Below are 20,087 nucleotides of genomic sequence, written 5' to 3'. Positions count from 1 at the left end.
CCTCCGGCGGACACCATCGTGGGCATGAGGAATCTCCCCGCAACTGCTGCTCGCTGGAGCGCGCGCCACCCCTGGCGGGCGATCACCGGCTGGATCGTCTTTGTCATCCTGTGTCTCGGCGCCGGGATCGCGCTCGGCACCAACGAGGCGACCACGCAGGACTTCCGGGTCGGTGAGGCCGGACGCGCCGAGACGGTCGCCGAGCAGGCAGGCCTGCATCGCGAACCCACCGACCACCTGTTGATCACCGCCGTCCACGGCTCGCTGGCCGCCTCCCCGGCAAGGCGGGCCGCCACGGAACTCGCCGCCGCGATGCGCGGCCTTCCCGAGGTGAAGCGGGTCGGCGAGCCCGTCGCCTCCAGGGACGGTACGGCGTTGCGGGTCCCGGTGGTCCTGCACGGGCCCGAGCTGGAGGGCAAGAAGAACGTCGTCCCGTTGCGGGCGCTGACCGGGAAGATCGCCGCGGCGTACCCCGGCCTGCGGATCGAGCAGACCGGCTCGCCCTCCATCAGCCAGGGCGTCAACGATCAGCGCGGCGAGGATCTCGCGCTCTCCGAGAAGATCACGCTCCCCGTCACGGTGATCACCTTGCTGGGCGTCTTCGGGTCGATCGTGATGGCGGCCGTTCCGCTGGTGCTGGCGCTCTCCTCGATCGCCGCGGCGCTGGGCCTGTCCATGGTCGTCTCCCATCTGGTGCCCGACGCCGGCGTGGGCACGAACATGATCCTGCTGATCGGCCTGGCCGTCGGCGTCGACTACACGCTGTTCTATCTCAAGCGGGAACGCGATGAGCGAGCCAGGGCCGGTGGGCGGCTGAGCAGCGAGGCGCTGGTGGAGCTGGCGGCGGCGACCGCGGGCAGGACCATCGTCGCCTCCGGCCTCGCCGTGATCGTCTCCACCGCCACCCTCTACCTGGCCTCGGACGTGATCTTCTCCTCCCTGGCCACCGGCACCATCCTGGTGGTGGCGGTCGCCGTGGCCAGCTCGCTCACCGTGTTGCCCGCCCTGCTGGTGAAACTGGGACGGCGAGCCGAGCGCCGCGCGCGGAAGAGGGTCGGACGCGTACGCACCGACCATCAGGTGCTCGGCCGTCTGCTCCGCCCCGCGCAGCGGTATCCCGTCGTCACCCTGGTCGCATCGACGCTCCTGATGCTGGGGCTGGCCGCTCCCGTCCTCACGATCAACTTGATCGACCCCGGCAGGGACACCTTCTCCAGGGACATCCCGGCCATGCGGTCCTATGACCGGCTCACCGCCGCGTACCCGGAACTTCTCGTCAAGCACGAGGTGGTGGTGCGCTCCACCGCCGAGCGCGCCCCGCAGATCCGCCGGGCTCTCACCGAGCTCGCCGGACGCGCCCAGTCCGACCCGCTGTTCGCCTCCACCGCCGCTTCGAACAGCACCAACTCCGACACCGCGAAGGCCACGGCCACCGGCCTCGCCGACCGGTCCGCCGAACCGATCGTCCGCGCCTCGGCCGACGGCCGCACCGCCGTACTGGAGCTGGCCGTTCCCTACCCCGCCCAGGACGCGAGGGCCGTCGCCTCCCTGCAGCGCCTGCGAGAAAGCTACATCCCCGCGACCGTCGGCAAGATCCCCGGCGCGGAGACCGCGGTCAGCGGCGACGTGGCCCGCGGCCAGGACTACGTCCGGCATGAGAGCGGCAAGCTGCCCCTGGTCATCGGCAGCCTGCTGTTGCTGACCTTCCTGATGACGCTGCTGGTCTATCGTTCGGTGGTCATCGCCGGGCTCGGTGTCCTGCTCAACCTGCTGTCCGCGGGGGCGGCGCTGGGCGTGCTCGTCATCGTCTTCCAGGGCACCTGGGCGGAGGGACTGCTCGGTTTCGACTCGCTCGGCGCGATCGCCTCCCGGGTGCCGCTGTTCCTGTTCGTCATCCTCTTCGGCCTCTCGATGGACTACCAGTTCTTCGTCATCAGCAGGATCAAGGAGGCGATGGACCGTGGCGTGCCGGCGAGGCAGGCGGCGGTGGAGGGCATCGGGCACTCCGCTCAGGTGGTGACCAGCGCGGCCGTCGTGATGGTGACCGTCTTCGCCGCCTTCGTCTTCCTGCACCTGACGGAGATGAAGCAGATGGGCTTCTGCCTGGCCCTGGCCGTCCTGCTGGACGCGTTCGTGATCAGGCTGCTGATCCTGCCCGCGGCGCTGCGGCTGCTCGGCGACCGGGCCTGGCCCGGGCGGCGCGGCCCGGGTTCCGCCGGCCTGACGCCCCGCCCCGGCGCGATGTCGCCTGATCTGGAGACCGTACGCTGACCTCCATGCTCAATCGGCCACAGCGCGGGGACCCGTTCTGGATCTGGATGCTCCACTGGTGGGAGGTCTTCTCGTGGGCGATCATCGGCCTGCTGGCCCTGATCACCGTTCTCAGCGACCTCCCGCCCGGGCCCAAGTACGGATCGCTGGCGCTGATGGCCGTGCTGGGCGCCTGCTGCCTGCTGGTCCGCACCCGCAAGGCCAACCCCGTACGGCTCGGGTACGCCTATGTGGGCGTGCTCGTCGCGGTCCTCGGCGCACTCGCCTATCTGCGCCCGGGGTACGGGGTGCTGTACACGGTGATGCTCCCGCATTTCATGATTTATGTGGACGCGCTGATCCCGGCCATCGTCTCCAGCGGGCTGGGAGCCGTCGCCATCACCGTCGGCGGGGCCTTGAGGCAGGGCTGGAGCGCCGGCACCCTGACCACCAACACCATCTCCTCCGCCGCGGTGTGGGCGGTGGCCGTGCTGATCTCCGTGGCCACGCCCCGGGCCCTGGCGCTGCGCGACGAACGGGCCCGGCTGCGCTCCCAGCTCGCCGACGCCCAGGAGGAGCTGGCGGAGGCACACCGGCGCAGGGGAGTGGCGGAGGAGCGCGAGCGCATGGCCAGAGAGATCCATGACACCCTCGCTCAGGGCTTCGCCTCGATCGTGGCCCTCACGGTGGCGGCGCGCACGAACGTGCACGACGACCCCGGGCGGGCCGTGGACCAGCTCCGATCCATCGAGCAGACCGCCAGGGAGAACCTGACCGAGGCCCGCGCCCTGGTCGGGTCCGCGCCGCGCAGCGGCCTCGCCCCCGACCCGATCTCCCGCACCCTGCACCGGACCGTGCGGCGCTTCGCCGAGGACACCGGCCTGACCATGGTGGCCGAACTGCCCGACCTGGACTGCGACCAGACCGGCCGGATCGCCCTGCTGCGCTGCGCCCAGGAAGCTCTGGCGAACGTCCGCAAGCACGCCCAGGCCACCACTGTCGGTGTCGTGCTGGCGCAGCGGCCGGAGGCCATCGAACTGGAGATCACCGATGACGGCCGGGGTTTCGACGTCAGCGAGTCCATCGGGTTCGGCCTGGACGGCATGCGGCGACGGCTGGACGAACTCGGCGGCGAGCTCACCATCACCAGCGCGGCCGGCGCGGGGACCCGGATCCTGGCCGCGATACCCCTGAGGACGGGCCCCTGATGAACAGCACCTCCGGACACGTCCGCATCGTGGTCGCCGACGACCATACGGTGATGCGCGCCGGCGTCCTCGCCCTGCTCGCCGACGACGAAGGCATCGAGGTCGTCGGCGAGGCGGGCAACGGCAGGGAGGCGGTCGAGCTGGTCCTGCGCCTGGAACCGGACCTGGCCGTGCTCGACCTGCGGATGCCCGTCATGGACGGCGTGGCGGCGACCGCCGAGATCACCGCAGCACCGGTCCGGACCAGGGTGCTGATCCTGACCACCTACGACACCGACACCGAGATCGAACGCGCGGTGGAGGCCGGCGCCGTCGGCTACCTGCTCAAGGACGCCACCCGGGAGCAACTCGCCGACGGCATCCGCGCCGCCTCCCGCGGTGAGACGGTGCTCGCTCCGAGGGTCGCCGAACGCCTGGTCGCCCGGATGCGCAGGCCCGCACAGGTTCCGCTGACCAGTCGCGAGGAGGATGTGCTGTCGGCGGTCGCCGACGGCCTGTCGAACGCCGAGATCGGCAGGCGGCTGGTGATCGCCGAAGCCACGGTGAAGACCCACCTGCTGCGGATCTTCGCCAAACTCGACGCCCGTGACCGCACGCACGCGGTGGTGGTCGCCTTGGAACGCGGTCTGCTACGGCGGGGCTGAGAACCGGCGGGCACCGCGACGCCGGGGCCGGTCACGCCCTCGGTAAGGTGCTCATCCTCCCGTGACCCCGTCACGCAGCGACCTCCGCACAGCGGCCTCCACCAGCTCGTGGACCTCCTGCTCGGTGAAGATGTCGGGCAGCGTCAGCCGTTCGACGATCAGCCAGTTGAGGGTGAGGTAGAGCAGCACCACCGAGGTCGAGTCGCCGGGCAGGCCTGAAGCCGCGTGAAAGCCGATGTTGGCGTCGATGTCCTCGCGGATGCGCTTGGTCAGCACGGCGCGCAGCTCAGGGCGCCGGGTGGACTCCAGTCGTAGCTCCAGCAGGGCCAGGTAGCCGGAGTTGAAGGCGGAGATGCGGGCCACCAGCTCGTGCATGAGCTCGGCGTAGCGGGCTTCGTCCTGCACGCCCTCCCGGCTGCGGGTCATGGCGGCCTCGTCCGGCAGCAGCCGCTCGTAGATGCGCCCGCCGACCTGGGTGAACAGGTCGTCGCGGTTGGCGAAGTAGTTGGACGCCGTGCCCGGAGGAACGGCCGCCTCCGTGTCGACGGCCCGGAAGGTCAGCCCCCGCGCCCCTTCCCTGGCCAGCACCTCGATGGCCGCGTCGATCAGAGCCTGCCGCCGCTCGGGATTTTTCCGCACTTGACACCACTCCAGCCGTAGTACTAGTTTCGAAGCACTTCACTCATAGTACTACAGCAGGAGTTGCTTAGCATGCGAAAGCTCGTCTACTACATCGGCGTGTCCCTCGACGGCTACATCGCCGGGCCCAAGGCCGAGTTCGACTTCTACCCGTTGTCCGACCAGATGGCCGCCTGGATCAACAGCCGCTATCCGGAGACCCTCCCCACCCACATCCGCAAGCTCGTCGGCCTCGAAGACGCGCCCAACCAGGTCTTCGACACGCTGGTGATGGGCCGCGGCACGTACGAGCCGGCGCTGGACGTCCCCACCACCAGCCCGTACTCCCACCTGCGCCAGTATGCCGTCTCCAGCACCCTGAAGATCGACGACCCCACCGTGCAGGTCGAGACGGGCGACCCGATCGAGCTCGTCCGGCGGCTGAAGGCCGAGGACACCGGCATGGACATCTACCTGTGCGGCGGCGGCAAGCTCGCCGGCTCCCTGCTCCCGGAGATCGACGAGATCATCCTCAAGGGCTACCCCGTGGTGGCGGGGGCGGGCATCCCCATGTTCTCCGGCCACTTCAGCCCCACCCTGTTCACCCCCACCCGGCGCGAGTCCTTCGACAACGGCGCCCAGGTCACCTGGCTCACCAGGGCTTAGCGCCACAAGGAGCGAACATGCACATCAAACTTCCGGCCACCCTCAACCAGCCCAAGACGGACGACCGGTCCCGATCGTCGCACCGCCACGATCACCCGGTACGCACCCTCAAGCCCACCGCCCGAACCAACCTCTCCCGCCGTCCTACCGCCGCCCCGCGCCGCGGCGGTTACTGAGCACGGCTCCGAGCGCGCGAGCGACGGTGACGGAAAGGGCCGTCCAGGGCTGCCCACTGCAGCAGCATGATCGTCTTCGCGTCGACGATCTCGCCGCTGCGGACCATGGCCAGGGCGGTGTCGAAGGGCAGCTCGACGACCTCGATGTCCTCGTCCTCCGCGGCCACTCCGCCGCCGGTGCCGGCACGGGTGCCGGCGCTGTAGGGGGCGGCGTAGAAGTGCACGCGCTCGGTGACCGAGCCGGGGCTCATGTAGACGTCGAAGACGTGCCGTACCGGTCCGATGACGTGCCCGGTCTCCTCGGCGGCCTCCCGCCGGACGGCGTCCTGCGGGGTCTCGTCGTCGAGCAGCCCGGCCGCCGTCTCCAGCAGCATGCCGTCCGGGTGGCCGTTGACGTAGGCCGGGTAGCGGAACTGGCGGGTCAGCAGGATGGTCGTGCGGCGGGTGTCGTAGAGCAGTACGGTGGCGCCGTTGCCGCGGTCGTAGGTCTCCCGCTGCTGGGTGCTCCAGCAGCCGTCGGCGTGCTGGTAGTCGAAGGTCGTCGTGCGCAGCACCGACCAGTGACACGCCAGCAGCCGCACCTCCCGTACCTGTACGCGCGGGTTCCCCGCCAGGTCCAGGCCGGCCCGGTCCAATCCGGTACGGCCGCGCCGATCGGGAACGTCGATGCCCGCGGTCATGACAGGACCAGCTCCGGACGGGCGTCGTCGACGCCGGGGTCGTGCACGGTGTGGTGGGGAATCATGAAAGATCTTCCTCTTCGCCGGTCCGCGATCGTGAACGCCCTCGGGCGGCCGCGACACGCGAGGCCCGGCGTCGCTGGGGTGGTCAGGCGGCCTGATATCCGGGGATGTCCTCGACGCGGTGGTAGACGGGCAGGCCGCGCTCGACGGCGATCCGCACGTCCTCATCGGCGCCGCTCGACTCACCGGGCAGCCGCAGGACCGCGTCGCAGTGCCGCAGCAGGCGCTCAGCGGTGGGGTACATGATCTGCTCGGCGACCGGATCGGCCGGCCCGGTGCCGCCCGCGCCGCGCAGCACGGGCAGCGCCACCCATTCGCCGATCATCGGGACGTGGCCGCTACGGAAGATCGGCCAGGCGGCCTCCTCCAGCCGGGCCAGGTTGCGTGCCATCAGTGCCGGGTCGTCGCCCGTGCCGGAACGGTAGGGGCCTGCTATCAGAATCATCACGATGCGCCACTATAATCGGAAACAATCGGAAAGAACAAGGAGAAACGTGCACCTTGTCGAAGCCACCTGAGGACGCCGGGGCGGTCCAGGCCGGCCACGAGACACGGCCCGGCCGTGCCGCGGCCACCGCCCACGGCTCCGGCGGGGTCAGCGTCGCACGGTCAGGACCACACGCTGGTAGGAGGTGAGGGACGGGGTGCCGTCGTCCGTGCCGCGCAGGACGAGGTGGATGGTCTGGCCGGGCTCCGCGTCGCGGGGGACATACAGCCGCACCTGGGCGGGCCTGCTCTGGGTCAGTTCGACGGCGCCCGGGTAGGTGCCGGCGTCGGTGTACTGCCACCACGTCGCGGTGACGGCGTCCCGATCCGGGTCGGTGACACGCCCGTTGAGCGTCACCAGCCGGCCGGGCCGGACGTCGCGGTCGAGCCGTCCGGAGACGCTGACGTCCGGCGCGTGGTTGACCGCGTCGTACCGCGGGGTGGTGGTCCACTTCAGCCGGGCGGCGAAGTCGTGCTGGGCGGCGCGGAACCAGCGGGTGGACGGGTAGCTGGTGGACGCGGCGCCGTCGGGGGCGAGGTCCGTCCCCGCGCGGCCGCCCCAGCCGCCCCAGGTCGCGTCGGTGCCCGCGCGCAGGCCGTTGTCCAGGAGGTTCATGAAGATCGAGGTGTCGCCTTCTGAGATCCACGACCCCTTCTCCTGCAGGGACGTCCACACGATGTAGCCCATCTCCTGGAGCTGTTCGGCGGTCAGGCCGGTGAAGCCGAAGAAGTCGAAGATGTCGCCGGGCGCCATCTGTTTGCCGTCGCCCCACACCCGGTAGAACGGCCCGAACGGGCCGGCGTCCGACACGTTGGTCTTGGTCCAGGCGGCGGACAGCAGCTCGGCGTCCTCGGGCAGGACGGCCCGGCGGGCGCCGTAGCCCCAGATGGTGGTGGCCATCTGACGGAACTCGATGTCCGGCCAGTCGGGCCCGATGTACTTGGCGTAGGTGTCGTCCTGGTCGCCCCACGACTGGATGATCGCCTTCTGTGACACCTTCCGCTGGATGGCCGGCCAGTCCGGGGTGTTCTCGTACTGGTCCTTGATGGACTTCAGAGCACGGGCGATGGTGCTCTGGCCCGCCCCGGTGAGCAGGTACAGGGGGCCGGGCTCGTCGTCGAGGAGTTTGCGCCTGACGAGGTCGGAGCCGGGGGAGTCCTTGGAGATGTCGCCGTCGAACTCGATGTTGCCGTTGAGGATCTTCGACTTCAGCTCGCCGGGGCTCGGGTATCCCCTGGCGTGCGCCCGCAGGTTCGGGTACGCCTGCGCGTACAGGTCGACGGCCTCGTGGATGAAGCGTTCGCCGGGCTTCCACCGCCAGGAGGTGCACGGGCAGATGTCGCGGCCGATCCGGTCGTACTCGCGGCCGGGGACGAACCAGGTGGTGCCCTTGCCGTCGCCCGCCCAGTGCACGCCGCTGCTGGTGTAGACGAGCGCTTCGGTGTCGAACTCGTTGCTGTAGAGCAGGTAGCGGATGAGGGTGTTCTGGTCGTCCAGCTCGGGATCGTGCATGAGGATGACGCGGGGCTTGCGCTGCCCGTCTCCGTGACGGGTGTCGCCGGCCACCGCAGGCGGCGCCGCGGCGACGGTGACGACGACGGTCAGCGCGCAGATCAGCAGGCGGCTCAGTAACGTCGCGGTGTCTCTCATGGGGTTGCTCCGCTCTACTTGCGGGCGAACACGCCGAACTCGTCGGCGTTGTCCTTGGTGACGAGCTCGCAGTCGATGGACTGCTTCTCCTCCTTGCCGGTCTTGCCGGTCTTGATGAACTGGTCGGCCTGGTCCACGGCGCTGGTGGCGCCGAGCGCGGCGGGCTGCAGCGCGGTGGCGTGCATCTCGCCCGCCTTGACGGCGGCGATCGCGTCGGGGCTGCCGTCGAAGCCGACCACCGTCACCTTGTCCAGCAGGTTCGCGGCCTTCAGCGCGGCGACAGCGCCCAGCGCCATGGTGTCGTTGCCGGCGATGACGCCCTGGATGTCGCGGTTCTTCTGGATGATGGTCTCCATCTTGGTGAACGCCTCCTGCTGGTCCCAGTTGGCGCTCTCCTTGGCGACCTGCTTCAGGTCCGGGTACTGCGAGATGACGTCGGCGAACCCCTTGGAGCGGACGCTGGCGTTGGTGTCGGACTCCTTGCCGACCAGCTCGACGTAGTTGCCCTTGCTCTTCATCGCCTCCACGAACGACTGCGCGGCGGCCTGCGCGCCCTGGGAGTTGTTGGAGACGATCTGCGCCTTGGCGATGCCGGTGGCGTTGATCTCCCGGTCGATCAGGAAGACGGGCACGCCGCCCTCGGTGGCCTTGCGGACCGGGCCGATGGAGGCGTCGGCGCCGGCGTTGTCCAGGATGATCGCCTTGGCCTGGCGGGAGATGGCGGCGTCGATCAGCTCGCTCTGCTTGTTCGGGTCGTCGTCGTGGGAGGCGACCGACGTCTGGTAGCCGAGCTTCTCTGCCTGGGCCTTGGCCGCGTCGGCCTCGGCCTTGAAGAACGGGTTGTCGTGCGAGGGGGTGATGATGGCGATCAGCCCGCCGGCGGCGGCGCTGCCGCCGCCGGCCGAGGCGCTGGTGGCGGGCTGCTCGCCGCCGCCGCCGCAGGCGGCCAGTGTGGTGCAGGCGATCGTCAGGGACAGGGCTGTGGTGAGGACACGGCGCATGGGTGGTTCTCCTTCGGGGGGTGGTGCTGTCTAGTCGTGGTGTCTGGTGGCGGCGACCGCGGCCGCGGCGGCTCCACGGCGCTTGAATCTCTGCTGGCCCTGGTCGAGCAGCACGGCGAGGATGATGACCGCGCCCTTGATGAGGATCTGCCAGAACGTCGACACGCCCAGGATCACCAGGCCGTCGGCGAGGAAGCCGATGACGAACGCGCCGACCAGGGTGCCGCGCACGGTTCCCCGGCCGCCGCTGAGCGCCGCGCCGCCGATCACGACGGCGGCGATCGCGTTGAGCTCGTAGGTCTCGCCTGCCTGCGGGGCGGCCGAGGTCAGCTCCGAGGCGATGATGAGCCCGGCCACGGCCGCGCACGCGCCGGAGATCACGTACACGACGGTCTTGACCCGGCGGACCGGCACGCCGGACAGGTCGGCGGCCCGCTCGTTGCCGCCGGTGGCGTACAGCCAGCGGCCGAACGGCGACTTGGCCAGCAGCAGCGTGACCGCCACGGCCAGCGCGATCATGATCCAGATGGAGGTGGGCAGGCCGAGCGGCCGGCCGCTGCCGAGCAGGCCGAACCCGGTGTTGCCGAGTGCGGGGTGGCCGGCCAGGTTGGGGTAGGTGGCGCCGTCGGAGATGAGCAGGGCCGCGCCGCGCGCCACGTACAGCATGCCCAGGGTGGCGATGAACGGCGCCACGTTGAAGCGGGTGACCAGCACGCCGTTGACCGCGCCGACCGCCATGCCGACCGTCACGCACAGCACGATCACCACCCACACCGGCGGGTAGGCGATCACGCCGCCCACGTGCAGGCCGCCCAGCAGCTCACCGGCGACCACGCCGGACAGGCCGACGATCGAGCCGACCGACAGGTCGATGCCGCCCTTGAGGATGACCAGCAGCATGCCGAGCGCGATCACCGCGTTGATCGCGACGTGCTTGGTCATCGTGATCAGGTTCGGCACGGTCAGGAACGCGTCGGACAGCACGCTGAACACCACGATGAGCACGGCGAGCGCGATGAAGGCGCGCAGCTCGAAGACCACGTTGAGCAGGGACATCCGGCGGGCCGTGGCCGCCGCCCTGTCCGGCCGCGCGGTCGCCGGCTCGGACGCCGTCGAGGTCATCGGACGGCACCTCCGTTCGTGCCGTCGGATACGCGCATGAGTTCCTCCCGATCGATCTCTCCGCGCCGGTAGTCGCCGACGACGGCCCCGCGGGCGAGCACGAGCAGCCGGTCGGGGATGTGCAGGGCCTCCTCCGCCTCGGAGGTGGTGAACAGCACGGCCAGCTCGCGGCCCGCCTGCTCGGCCATGAGCTGGAAGATGTCGGCCTTGGCGCCGACGTCCACGCCGCGCGACGGCTCGTCCAGCAGCAGCACGCGCGGCCCGGTCAGCAGCGCCTTGCCGATGACGACCTTCTGCTGGTTGCCGCCGCTGAGCGAGCCGATGGGCGCCTTGGCGCCGCTGGTCTTGACGGTGACGTCGGCCATGACGCGCCGCACGGCCTCGCCCTCGCGCGCCGCGGAGACGAACAGCCGCCGCACGTACTGGTAGAGCCCGGCCAGCGACAGGTTCTCGCCGACGGTCATGGTCTGCACGAGCCCGTCGCGCTGCCGGTCCTCCGGCACGAGCACCAGGCCGCGCTCGATGCGGTCGCGGATGCCCGTCCGTGTCAGGCGCTCGCCCGCCAGGACGATCTCGCCGGACGCGGGCGGGATGCGCCCGGCGAGCGCTTCGAGCAATTCGGTACGCCCGGACCCCATGAGCCCGTAGACGCCGACGATCTCCCCGGCGCGCAGGGTCAGGCTCACGCCGTTGACGGCGAGCCTGTCGGGGTTGGCGGGGTCGGCCACGACCAGGTCGCGCAGTTCGAGCACCGGCTCGCCGGCCCGCGTCTCGCGGTCGGGGAACAGGGTGGCCTGGTCGCGGCCGACCATCTGCTCGACGATCCACCGCAGGTCCACCTCGGCCGCCCGCGCCGTGGCCACCAGCGTGCCGTCGCGCAGCACCACGACGTCGTCGGCGATGTCGAGCGCCTCGTCCAGATGGTGGGAGATGTAGACGATCGCGACGCCGCGGGCCGTGAGGTCGCGGATGACCTTGAACAGCACCTCGACCTCGGGCGCGGTCAGCGCCGACGTCGGCTCGTCCATGATCAGCACGCGGGCGTCCTGGAGCAGGGCGCGCGCGATCTCCACGATCTGCTGCTGGCCGAGCCGCAGGTCGGCCACCGGCGTGTCGGGGTCGAGCTCCTCCTCCAGCGTGCGCAGGACGCCGGAGGTGCGCTCCCGCTGTGCGCGCCGGTCCACCGCGCCGTACGGCGTGCGCAGCTCGCGGGCGAGGAACAGGTTGTCGGTGATGCTGAGATTCGGGCACAGGCTCAGCTCCTGGTGGATGATGGCGATGCCCTGGTCGGCGGCGTGCCGAGAGGAGTGCAGCCGCACCGGCCGGCCGTCCAGCTCGACGTGGCCGGTGGTGGGCTGCTCGATCCCCGCGAGGATCTTCATGAGCGTGGACTTGCCCGCGCCGTTCTCGCCGAACAGGGCGGTGACCCGGCCGGGCGCGACGGCGAAGTCCACGCCCTTGAGCGCCTGGGTGCCGCCGTAGATTTTGGTGACCTCACGGGCCGTCAGCGTCGTCATGAGATCTCTACCGGCGTGATCGTCACGGTCTGCGGGGTGAGCAGCGTGAACGCTCCGACGAACGAGATCGTCTCACCGTCCAGGGCGGCCGTGTCCAGGCCGTCGAGGAGCTTGGCGCGCATCTCGTCGTTCAGCGCGGTGGCCGCGTCGGCGTACTCGACCTGGTTGGTGAACTGGCCGAACGTGATGTATCCGGCGGCGTCGCGCAGCGCGGTGCCGTTGATGGCGGGGCCGATCTGCAGCGACACCCTGGTGTCGTCCGGCAGGCCCTCGACGGTGACCGGCAGCAGCCCGGACTTCGCCTCGCCTGCCGTGCCGGTTGCCTTGACGGCGAAGGTGTAGGGGCCGGTGCCCTGGCGCTTGCCGTACTTCTGCCCGGCGGCCTCCTTGTCGTCGGCCAGCGCCTTGAGCAGGACCGGCAGGTCCACGGCGGCGGCCTGGACGGCGGGCACCACCTTGGCCTGGTAGTTCTGCGCGCCGAACGCGGCGGGGTCGAACTTCTTCGGCGCCGCGGCGGCCGCCGTCTCCACCGTCCGGTACTCGGTGTCGGCCGCCATGAGGACGACCAGCACGGCGACGGCCGCGGCGATGATCCAGCGGGCCGGCACCCGCACGCTCATGTGACGCTCCCTTCGTCGGTGGGCCTGGCCCTGCGGACGGCCTCGTGCCAGGCGTCCTTCCTGGCCTGACGCTCCGCCGGGTCGAGCCCGGGCTCGAAGGTGTCGGCCGGGCGGGCCCTGCGCTCCAGCTCCTCGGCCGTCCACAACTTGGCGGCCAGCCCGGCGGCGTCGGCCGCGCCGAGCGCCGACAGGTCGTGCTCGCCCGAGCGGGCGACGGCGCGCCCGCTGAGGTCGGCCTGCAGCCGCATGAGCCGGTCGCTGCGGGTGAGCCCGCCGTCGGCCATGAGGACGCGGACCTGCCCCGCAGCCTCGTCGATCGCGGCCACCACGTCCTCCACCTGGAAGGCGACGGCCTCCAGCGCGGCGGCGACGAGCTGGGCGCGCCGGGTGGCCAGCGACAGGCCGGCGACGACGGGCGTGGCGTCCGGCTCCCACCAGGGGGCGCCCAGGCCGCCGAACGCGGGCACGAAGTGCACCCCGGCGGGGTCGGCGTTCCCGGCCTCGGCCAGCAGGGTCTCGGCGGGCACGTCCAGCAGCTCGGCCAGCCAGGTGATCGCGCGGCCGGTCGCGCGGATGTTGCCCTCCACCGCGGGAACGGGGCCGTCGCCGAGATCCCAGGCGATGCTGCGGCACAGGTCTCCGGATGGGCCGTCGCCGATGGCCATCACCGAGGAGCCGGTGCCGTAGGTGGCCTTGACGACGCCGGGCCGCCAGCCGGCGTGGGCGAACATCGCGGCGTGCGAGTCGCCCATGACGGCCAGCACCGGCACCCCGTCGGGCAGCGGCGGCAGGTCGCGGGCGGCGGGGAACGGCCCGCACGAGGAGACGACCCGGGGCAGCACCCCGGCGGGAACCCCGAACAGCTCCAGCAGCCGGGGGTCCCATCGCGCGGTCTCGATGTCGAGGAGCTGGGTGCGGGAGGCGTTGCCGACCTCGATGAGGTGCTCGCCGCCGAAGCGGCTGAGCAGCCAGGAGTCGACGGTGCCCAGGCACAGCTCGCCCGCCCGGCGGCGGTCCGGGTCATAGGTGTCGAGCAGCCAGCGGGCCTTGAGCGCGGAGAACATCGGATCGAGCGGCAGCCCGCTGACCGAGCGGACCAGCTCGGCATCGCAGGCCAGCTCGCGGCAGTGGGCGGCGGTGCGCTGGTCCTGCCAGCTCAGCAGCGGCCCGAGCGGCTCGCCGGTTCGGCGATCCCACAGGACGAGCGACTCGCGCTGGTTGCTGACGCCGATGCCGATGACCCGGCCGGCGAGGGCGGGGGTGACGCAGGCGGCGACGGCCCGGCGCACGCTCCGCCATAGCTCTTCCGGGTCCTGCTCCACCCAGCCGGGCCGGGGCTGGGTCTCGCCGAGCGGCGCGGACGCGCGGGAGACGACGTGGCCCGCCTCGTCCACCAGGAGGGCTTTGGTGGAGCTGGTGCCCTGGTCGATGGCCAGGATGAGCGGGTCAGCCATGGCGTAGCAGGTTCCGTGCGGAGGCGGCGATGGCCTCGGGGGACATGCCGTAGCGGTCGAGCAGGAACGCGGCCGATCCGGTGGGGGCGAACTCGGGGATGCCGAGGATGGCGACCTTGGCGGGGTGGTGCTGGACGACGGTCTCGGCGACGGCGCCTCCGAGGCCGCCGGCGATGGTCGACTCCTCCACGGTGACGATCCCGGCGGTCTCCCGCGCCGCCGCCACGACCGCGCCGGTGTCGAGCGGCTTGACGGTCGGCATCGACAACACTCGCGCCGAGATGCCTTCGGCTTCGAGCTGTTCGGCGGCGACCAGCGCCCGCCACAGCACGGTGCCGTTGGCGATCAGGGTCACGTCGCCGCCGTCGCGCAGCGTCACCGCCTTTCCCGGAGTGAAGGTGTAGTCGTCCGCGTTGACCTGGGGCACGCTCATCCGGCTGACCCGGACGAACACCGGCCCCTCGAACTGTGCGGCCCAGCGCAGCGCGGCGCTGGTCTCGACCGGGTCGGCCGGGACGATGACGGTCAGGTTGTCGATCGCCCGCAGCCAGGCGATGTCCTCGATGGAGTGGTGGGTGGGGCCGAGTTCGCCGTAGGCCAGGCCGGGGCTCATGCCGCACAGCTTGACGTTGTGGTTGGAGTAGGCGACGTCGGCCTTGATCTGCTCCAGCGCGCGGGCGGTCAGGAAACAGGACGCGGCCGACACGAACGGGATCCGGCCGCCGTTGGCCAGGCCCGCGGCGACGCCGACCATGTTCTGCTCGGCGATGCCGACGTTGATCAGCCGGTCGGGGAAGGAGGCGCGGAAGGCGGCCAGCTTGCTGGAGCCGACCGAGTCGTTGACCACGCCGACGATCCGGTGGTCGTCGTGGGCCAGCTCGGACAGGGTCGCGACGTAGGCGTCGCGGCAGTCGTAGCGCGGTCGGTCGGCGACCGAGGTGGGCATCAACGCTTCTCCAGTTCGGTCAGCGCCTGGTGGTATTCGGCCTCGTCCGGCACCTTGTGGTGCCAGGCGACGTTGTCGCTCATGAACGAGATCGGATGTCCCTTGTGCGTGTGGGCGATCACGAAGGCGGGCTTGCCCGGCGATGGCGCGGCGGACAGCACGTCGAGCAGCTCGCCGTGGTCGTGCCCGTTGACCTCGGCGACGGCGAAGCCGAAGGCGGCGGCCTTGCCGGGCAGCGGGTCGAGGTCGTTGGTGTCCTTGACCGTCGCCCCCTGCTGGAGGCGGTTGCGGTCGACGATCACGGTGAGCCGGTCGAGCCGGTGCTGGGCGGCGGCCATCATCGCCTCCCAGTTGCTGCCCTCCTGCAGCTCGCCGTCGCCGGTCAGCACGTAGGTGCGGCGCGGCGAGCCGTCCAGCTTGGCCGACAGCGCGTGCCCGACCGCGACCGGCAGGCCGTGCCCGAGCGGCCCGGTGTTGGCCTCGACGGCCGCGACCTTGGTGCGGTTGGGGTGACCGTTCAGCGCCGACAGCGGTTGCAGGAAGGTCGCCAGCTCCGCGACCGGAAGAAAGCCGAACGCGGCGAGGGTGGTGTAGAGCGCGCCTGCGACGTGGCCCTTGCTGAGGATGAACCGGTCGCGTTCGGGGTCGTTGACCCGGTCGGGGCTGATGTTCAGCACCGCGCCGTACAGGGTGGCCAGGATGTCGATGGCGGAGAAGTCGCCGCCGATGTGCCCCGCCCCCGCGTGATAGACCAGTTTGAGGTCTTGGACGCGGATCTGCCGGGCGGCCTCGGAGAGGTGCGCGACCTGTTCCGCGCGGCTGGCGTGCGGGCCGATGCGCTCGAAGACGGGCAGGCCGACGTGCTCGTGCACGGCCAGGTCCGTCATGCGTTCTCCAGCCCGGCCATCGAGGTCAGCAGCGCGTTCTGCACCAGCCGCTGGGCGGCCAGCGCGTCGTGCGCGGCCTGCGCGGTGGCGAGCGCCTCGTCGTCCAGCACCTCCAGGGCGCGGTCGATCGCCTTGAGGAAGCGGATGGCCTGCTTGGCGGCCTGCACGCTGTCCTCGCGGAAGGGGAACTGGTCGAGCTGCCAGACGCCGTCCCAGTCGTTCTTGCGCAGGGTGTGGAAGAACTCGAACGTCTCCACCAGGTGCACCGAGCCGACCACCATGTCGTCGTCCCAGCCGCGCATGTTGTCGTTGACGTCGATCGCGAACAGCCGGCCGTGGTCGATGGCGAGCTGGGCGGCGTCGGCGGGGGTTTCCTGGCCGTAGAGGGAGTGGCCGAAGTCCAGCAGGATGCCCAGGTTGGGCAGGCCGATGCGCTCGATGCCGAGCAGGGTGCGGGCCACGCTCGGGAAGATGATCTTTACGCGGGGCTCGCGCGGCTTGTACTCGATCACGTAGTTGATCTCGGGGTGGGCCGAGCACAGTTCCTTGAGCCCGTCGAGGGCGAGCTGCCAGACGTCGTGGTAGTCGACCTGGAAGGGGTAGTCCCAGCCGTCCTGGCCCGGCCACAGCTTCACATACGAGCAGCCCAGCTCCAGGGCCACCTCGGTGGCGTCGTGCATCAACGCGATCGCCTTCTTGCGCACCGCCGGGTCGGGGTTGGTGAACGAGCCCTTCACGAAGTCCCGGGTGTAGATCTCGGGCGTGATCGCGATCGCCTTCAGGTCGTTCTTGGCCAGGGCGGCCTTGACGTCGTCCAAGGTGCCGTCGAACCCGACGAACGGCCAGTTCAAGTCCACCACCGACAGCTCGCCCACGGCCCCGGCCCGGTCGATCTGCTCCAGCAGCCCGACCGGCGGGCCGTACCCGTCGGTGGCGTAACGGTCCTTGTAGGTGGCGAAATGCCAGATACCAGCGCCGAAGGTCGGCATGGTCATCACTCCTTATCCCTTGGTGGCGCCGGCGGTCAGGCCGGCGACGATCCACCGCTGCAACAGCGTGTACGCGATGAGAATGGGCACGACCGCGATGAGGATCCCCGCGGCCAGGCCGGTGTTGTTGTTGGAGAACTGGCCCTGGAAGTTGAGCAGCCCGACGGGCAGGGTCTTGTTCGCGTCGGAGTTCAGCAGGATCAAGGCGAACAGGAACTCGTTCCACGTCGCCACGGCGTCCAGGATCAGCACCGTGACCAGCGCGGGCGCGGACAGCGGCAGCACGATCCGCCAGAAGATCCGCCAGTCTCCCGCCCCGTCCACCCGGGCCGCCTCGACGATCTCGTCCGGGAGCTGCCGGAAGAACGACTGCAGGACGAGCACCTCGAACGGGATGCCGAAGGCGAGATACGGGCCGATCAGGCCGAGGACGCTGTCGGTCGCGCCGGCGGTCTTCATCATGATGAACACCGGCACGATCGTGATGTAGATGGGGATCGTCAGCCCGAGGAAGACCGTGAACATCACGGTCCTGCGGAACTTCATCCGCAGCTTGGCCAGGGCGAAGCCGAGCATCGCCGAGATCAGCACGCCGAGCGGCACCTTGAGGATCAGCAGCAGGGCGCTGTTGCCGTAGGTGGTGGCGAAGTTGCCGATGTCCCAGGCGCCGGCGAAGTTCTCCCAGGTGAACGCGGACGGCCAGGACAGCGGGCCGTTGCCGATGAAGTCCGCCAGCGGCCGGACCGCGGTCACGACGAGCAGCGCCAGGGGCGAGATCCAGAAGACGGCCGCCGCGGCCAGCACGACGGTCAGGGCGAGGCCGCCCTTGGTCTTCTTCCCGGCCGGTGGCGGTGCCGGGGCGACGGTCCGCGTCGCCGGTGCGGAGGCGATCGAGGTCATACCGCACGCTCCCTGGTCTGGGACCGGACGTACGGGATGCCGACCGCGATCGCCACCAAGGTGATCACGACGGCGATGGCCGTGCCGTACCCGGTCTGGTAGTACTGGAAGACGTTGGCGTACATCCAGGTCCCCATCACCTGGGTGGCCGTGCCGGGCCCGCCGTAGGTCATGGCGTAGACCAGGTCGAAGACCTTGAACGAGTCGATGAGGGAGAGCGCCAGCACGATGTAGTGCGCCGGGCGCAGGCCGGGCATGGTCACGTGCCGGAACTGCGCCCAGCGGCTCGCCCCGTCGACTCTCGCCGCCTCGTACAACTGCTCGGGGATGCCCTGGAGCGCGGCGAGGTAGAGCAGCATCGGGAAGCCCGTGCGCAGCCACACCGCCGGCACCATCACGGCCCACAGCGCGGTGGAGTCCTGCCCGAGCCAGGGCTGTGCCAGACCGTCCAGGCCGATGAGCTGCAGGAAGGAGTTGATGGCGCCGTGCTCGGGGTTGTAGAGCCACCCCCAGATCGAGGCGATCGACACCAGCGGCAGCACCCCCGGCGCGTAGAAGATCAGGCGCAGCACGGGCTTGCCCCGCACCTTGCCGTTCAGCAGCAGCGCCAGCGCCAGGCCGAGCGTCACCGGCACGACGATCGTGACCACCGACCACAGGAGGTTGTTCCGGCCCGCGGTCAGCACCACGGGATCGCTGAGCAGGCGCGCGTAGTTGTCCAGCCCGACCAGGTTGTAGGCCGGGCTGAGGCCGTCCCAGTCGGTGAAGCTGAACCACAGGGATGACACGGCCGGGTACACGAGGAAGACCAGGTAGACCCCGAGCGCGGGGAGCGCGAAGAGCCAGGGCCGCCATCCGCCGTTCTGCCGGACGTGCCGGGGGGCGAGGGTTGTCATGAGCCGTCCCCGGTCAGTCGCGGGCCCAGGCGGAGACGATCTCCTGCATCTTCCTGGCCGCCGCGGCCGGCGTCACCTTGCCTTGGAGCAGGTCGCTCTGCACGCTGAAGTACTGGTCCGACTGCTGCTTGGGGAAGGCCTGGTCCTGGATCGTGTAGAAGGGGCTGGAGCCGTACTTCTCGTCCCACCCCGCCGACAGCGGCATCACCGCGGGGTCGGCCTCGGCGCCCTTCACGGTGGACGAGGTGATCTGCATGGCCTTCTGGCTGTCCGGCTTCAGCAGGAAGTCGAGCAGGGCCGCGGCCTTGTCCTTGTTGCCCGAATGGGCGTTGACCATGTAGCCCTCGACGAACCCGGAATGCCGGGCAGGGGAGTGGCCGGTGGGAAGCTGGAAGACCCCGAAGTCCTTCGGGTCCTTCTTCGCGGCCAGGATGGCGGTCGTCTCCGACCACTGGCCCTCGAGGTCGTAGGCGACCTTGCCCTGCACGTACCAGTTGCCGACGTCCGCGGGATCGAGGCCCAGCGCGCCCTCGGGCAGCCACTTGCTGTCCTGCCACTTCTTGAACAGCGTGAACGCCTCGACGACCTCGGGCCGGTCCCAGCTCTCCTGCCCCAGCAGCAGCTTGTCGTGCAGTTGCGGACCCGTGGTGTGCTCCAGGAGGTACTCGAACAGGCGCATGACGTGCCAGCCGTACTTGCCGCCCAGCCCGCACGGGGTGATGCCGGCGGCGACGAGCTGCTCGTTCATCTCCTCAAGCTCGGCGTACGTGGCAGGCGGGGCCTCGATCCCGGCCTTGGCCAGCAGCTCCTTGTTGTACCAAGCGCCTATTCCGCGCGCTGTGAACGGCACGCCCGCCTTGACGCCGTCGAACGTCATGCCCTGGATGGCCGCGGCGCTGATCGAGGAGTCCCAGCCGAACCGCTGGTAGTACGGCGCGAGGTCGGCGGCCTGCTTCGCCTTCGCGAACGGCGCGCCGAGCTGCCCGCCCCAGATCCGCCAGATGTCGGGGCCGCTGCCGCCCAGCAGCTCGGTCCGCAGTTTGTCGGGATACTGGGCCGCGCCCGAGCCGGGCAGGCTGTCGACCGTGGTGGTGGTGCCGTTCTGCTGGTCGAACTTCCGCACCTGGGCCTTCAGGGATCCGATGGTCGCGTCGTCCTCGTAGGTGAACAGGCGCAGCTTGTCCGACGGCGCGGCCGTCGTGGTGCCGCCGCCGACGGAGGCGCCGGTGCAGGCGCTGACGGCGAGCCCGGTGGCCGCGACGGACGAAAGGGCGAGGAACCCTCGGCGGGTGTATGACCTGTCAGTCATGTCG

The 20,087-nt window shown here is 70.5% G+C and carries 20 protein-coding genes; 5 read left to right on the top strand and 15 right to left on the bottom strand.

Going from position 1 to position 20,087, the window contains the following annotated elements; translation table 11 throughout:
- The first annotated feature begins 24 nt into the window (after positions 1–24).
- The 3 genes from FXF51_RS55945 to FXF51_RS55935 are packed head-to-tail and all read left to right on the top strand — an operon-like array spanning position 25 to position 4,102.
- Entirely contained in the window at positions 25–2,271 is a 2,247-nt protein-coding gene (locus FXF51_RS55945; protein WP_148443042.1) for an MMPL family transporter, read from the top strand.
- A gap of 5 nt (positions 2,272–2,276) precedes the next feature.
- Positions 2,277–3,458, top strand: coding sequence for a sensor histidine kinase (locus FXF51_RS55940; RefSeq protein ID WP_148443041.1), 1,182 nt, complete (start codon positions 2,277–2,279; stop codon positions 3,456–3,458).
- Positions 3,458–4,102 carry a response regulator gene (locus FXF51_RS55935; protein WP_148443040.1) on the top strand — a complete coding sequence of 215 codons (645 nt, stop codon included), beginning with the start codon at positions 3,458–3,460 and terminating at the stop codon, positions 4,100–4,102. Before FXF51_RS55940 ends, FXF51_RS55935 begins: the two co-directional genes overlap by 1 nt.
- Before the next feature lie 51 nt (positions 4,103–4,153).
- Here the strand turns inward: FXF51_RS55935 and FXF51_RS55930 are convergent, their stop codons facing one another.
- A complete protein-coding gene (locus FXF51_RS55930; protein ID WP_148443039.1) occupies positions 4,154–4,741 on the bottom strand; it encodes a TetR/AcrR family transcriptional regulator in 588 nt (195 codons plus the stop codon).
- A 72-nt stretch (positions 4,742–4,813) separates the two neighbouring features.
- Here FXF51_RS55930 and FXF51_RS55925 point away from each other — a divergent pair, with 72 nt between their 5' ends.
- Both FXF51_RS55925 and FXF51_RS61540 read left to right on the top strand, forming a co-directional pair.
- Positions 4,814–5,386: a dihydrofolate reductase family protein gene (locus FXF51_RS55925; RefSeq protein ID WP_148443038.1), complete on the top strand. Its 573-nt coding sequence runs from the start codon at positions 4,814–4,816 to the stop codon at positions 5,384–5,386.
- A gap of 17 nt (positions 5,387–5,403) precedes the next feature.
- Positions 5,404–5,562: a hypothetical protein gene (locus FXF51_RS61540; RefSeq protein ID WP_187415116.1), complete on the top strand. Its 159-nt coding sequence runs from the start codon at positions 5,404–5,406 to the stop codon at positions 5,560–5,562.
- On the opposite strand, the gene FXF51_RS55920 is transcribed toward FXF51_RS61540, so the two are convergent.
- The 14 genes from FXF51_RS55920 to FXF51_RS55855 all read right to left on the bottom strand — a co-directional run bounded on the left by FXF51_RS55920 (position 5,556) and on the right by FXF51_RS55855 (position 20,083).
- A complete protein-coding gene (locus tag FXF51_RS55920; protein WP_148443037.1) occupies positions 5,556–6,242 on the bottom strand; it encodes an NUDIX domain-containing protein in 687 nt (228 codons plus the stop codon). The two genes, FXF51_RS61540 and FXF51_RS55920, sit on opposite strands and share 7 nt — an antisense overlap.
- Positions 6,243–6,390: 148 nt before the next feature.
- Positions 6,391–6,753 (bottom strand): hypothetical protein, encoded by a 363-nt coding sequence (locus tag FXF51_RS55915; RefSeq protein WP_222871925.1) that lies wholly within the window; start codon positions 6,751–6,753, stop codon positions 6,391–6,393.
- A 147-nt stretch (positions 6,754–6,900) separates the two neighbouring features.
- Entirely contained in the window at positions 6,901–8,442 is a 1,542-nt protein-coding gene (locus FXF51_RS55910; RefSeq protein WP_148443036.1) for a DUF1593 domain-containing protein, read from the bottom strand.
- Between the two features lie 14 nt (positions 8,443–8,456).
- Positions 8,457–9,443 carry a D-ribose ABC transporter substrate-binding protein gene (locus tag FXF51_RS55905; RefSeq protein ID WP_148443035.1) on the bottom strand — a complete coding sequence of 329 codons (987 nt, stop codon included), beginning with the start codon at positions 9,441–9,443 and terminating at the stop codon, positions 8,457–8,459.
- Between the two features lie 30 nt (positions 9,444–9,473).
- Complete coding sequence (locus FXF51_RS55900) at positions 9,474–10,565, bottom strand: ABC transporter permease (protein WP_148443034.1); 1,092 nt, start codon at positions 10,563–10,565, stop codon at positions 9,474–9,476.
- Positions 10,562–12,082, bottom strand: coding sequence for a sugar ABC transporter ATP-binding protein (locus tag FXF51_RS55895; RefSeq protein WP_148443033.1), 1,521 nt, complete (start codon positions 12,080–12,082; stop codon positions 10,562–10,564). Before FXF51_RS55895 ends, FXF51_RS55900 begins: the two co-directional genes overlap by 4 nt.
- Complete coding sequence (locus tag FXF51_RS55890; protein ID WP_148443032.1) at positions 12,079–12,702, bottom strand: DUF2291 family protein; 624 nt, start codon at positions 12,700–12,702, stop codon at positions 12,079–12,081. The genes FXF51_RS55895 and FXF51_RS55890 overlap by 4 nt, the downstream gene beginning before the upstream one ends.
- Positions 12,699–14,156: an FGGY family carbohydrate kinase gene (locus FXF51_RS55885; RefSeq protein WP_148443031.1), complete on the bottom strand. Its 1,458-nt coding sequence runs from the start codon at positions 14,154–14,156 to the stop codon at positions 12,699–12,701. Before FXF51_RS55885 ends, FXF51_RS55890 begins: the two co-directional genes overlap by 4 nt.
- Positions 14,149–15,102, bottom strand: a complete 954-nt coding sequence (locus FXF51_RS55880; protein WP_148443030.1) for a transketolase family protein — start codon at positions 15,100–15,102, stop codon at positions 14,149–14,151. Before FXF51_RS55880 ends, FXF51_RS55885 begins: the two co-directional genes overlap by 8 nt.
- Complete coding sequence (locus FXF51_RS55875) at positions 15,102–15,989, bottom strand: transketolase (RefSeq protein WP_148443029.1); 888 nt, start codon at positions 15,987–15,989, stop codon at positions 15,102–15,104. The genes FXF51_RS55880 and FXF51_RS55875 overlap by 1 nt, the downstream gene beginning before the upstream one ends.
- Positions 15,986–16,984 carry a sugar phosphate isomerase/epimerase family protein gene (locus FXF51_RS55870; RefSeq protein ID WP_148443028.1) on the bottom strand — a complete coding sequence of 333 codons (999 nt, stop codon included), beginning with the start codon at positions 16,982–16,984 and terminating at the stop codon, positions 15,986–15,988. Before FXF51_RS55870 ends, FXF51_RS55875 begins: the two co-directional genes overlap by 4 nt.
- Before the next feature lie 6 nt (positions 16,985–16,990).
- Positions 16,991–17,878 carry a carbohydrate ABC transporter permease gene (locus FXF51_RS55865; RefSeq protein ID WP_148443027.1) on the bottom strand — a complete coding sequence of 296 codons (888 nt, stop codon included), beginning with the start codon at positions 17,876–17,878 and terminating at the stop codon, positions 16,991–16,993.
- Complete coding sequence (locus FXF51_RS55860; RefSeq protein ID WP_148443026.1) at positions 17,875–18,774, bottom strand: carbohydrate ABC transporter permease; 900 nt, start codon at positions 18,772–18,774, stop codon at positions 17,875–17,877. The genes FXF51_RS55865 and FXF51_RS55860 overlap by 4 nt, the downstream gene beginning before the upstream one ends.
- 13 nt (positions 18,775–18,787) lie before the next feature.
- Complete coding sequence (locus FXF51_RS55855; protein WP_148443025.1) at positions 18,788–20,083, bottom strand: ABC transporter substrate-binding protein; 1,296 nt, start codon at positions 20,081–20,083, stop codon at positions 18,788–18,790.
- Between the last annotated feature and the right edge of the window lie 4 nt (positions 20,084–20,087).

Origin of the sequence: Nonomuraea sp. PA05 (assembly GCF_008086045.1) — a bacterium.
GTDB lineage: Bacteria > Actinomycetota > Actinomycetes > Streptosporangiales > Streptosporangiaceae > Nonomuraea > Nonomuraea monospora.
Note: the sequence above shows the minus strand (reverse complement) of the source record. Positions and strands in the feature narration are given on the sequence as shown.

Coding starts and splice junctions, on each gene's coding strand:
- FXF51_RS55900 (WP_148443034.1), bottom strand. CDS start 10,565: ATGACCTCGACGGCGTCCGAGCCGGCGACCGCGCGGCCGGACAGGGCG.
- FXF51_RS55880 (WP_148443030.1), bottom strand. CDS start 15,102: ATGCCCACCTCGGTCGCCGACCGACCGCGCTACGACTGCCGCGACGCC.
- FXF51_RS61540 (WP_187415116.1), top strand. CDS start 5,404: ATGCACATCAAACTTCCGGCCACCCTCAACCAGCCCAAGACGGACGAC.
- FXF51_RS55860 (WP_148443026.1), bottom strand. CDS start 18,774: ATGACAACCCTCGCCCCCCGGCACGTCCGGCAGAACGGCGGATGGCGG.
- FXF51_RS55920 (WP_148443037.1), bottom strand. CDS start 6,242: ATGACCGCGGGCATCGACGTTCCCGATCGGCGCGGCCGTACCGGATTG.
- FXF51_RS55875 (WP_148443029.1), bottom strand. CDS start 15,989: ATGACGGACCTGGCCGTGCACGAGCACGTCGGCCTGCCCGTCTTCGAG.
- FXF51_RS55890 (WP_148443032.1), bottom strand. CDS start 12,702: ATGAGCGTGCGGGTGCCGGCCCGCTGGATCATCGCCGCGGCCGTCGCC.
- FXF51_RS55940 (WP_148443041.1), top strand. CDS start 2,277: ATGCTCAATCGGCCACAGCGCGGGGACCCGTTCTGGATCTGGATGCTC.
- FXF51_RS55910 (WP_148443036.1), bottom strand. CDS start 8,442: ATGAGAGACACCGCGACGTTACTGAGCCGCCTGCTGATCTGCGCGCTG.
- FXF51_RS55945 (WP_148443042.1), top strand. CDS start 25: ATGAGGAATCTCCCCGCAACTGCTGCTCGCTGGAGCGCGCGCCACCCC.
- FXF51_RS55855 (WP_148443025.1), bottom strand. CDS start 20,083: ATGACTGACAGGTCATACACCCGCCGAGGGTTCCTCGCCCTTTCGTCC.
- FXF51_RS55905 (WP_148443035.1), bottom strand. CDS start 9,443: ATGCGCCGTGTCCTCACCACAGCCCTGTCCCTGACGATCGCCTGCACC.
- FXF51_RS55870 (WP_148443028.1), bottom strand. CDS start 16,984: ATGACCATGCCGACCTTCGGCGCTGGTATCTGGCATTTCGCCACCTAC.
- FXF51_RS55935 (WP_148443040.1), top strand. CDS start 3,458: ATGAACAGCACCTCCGGACACGTCCGCATCGTGGTCGCCGACGACCAT.
- FXF51_RS55865 (WP_148443027.1), bottom strand. CDS start 17,878: ATGACCTCGATCGCCTCCGCACCGGCGACGCGGACCGTCGCCCCGGCA.
- FXF51_RS55885 (WP_148443031.1), bottom strand. CDS start 14,156: ATGGCTGACCCGCTCATCCTGGCCATCGACCAGGGCACCAGCTCCACC.
- FXF51_RS55925 (WP_148443038.1), top strand. CDS start 4,814: ATGCGAAAGCTCGTCTACTACATCGGCGTGTCCCTCGACGGCTACATC.
- FXF51_RS55895 (WP_148443033.1), bottom strand. CDS start 12,082: ATGACGACGCTGACGGCCCGTGAGGTCACCAAAATCTACGGCGGCACC.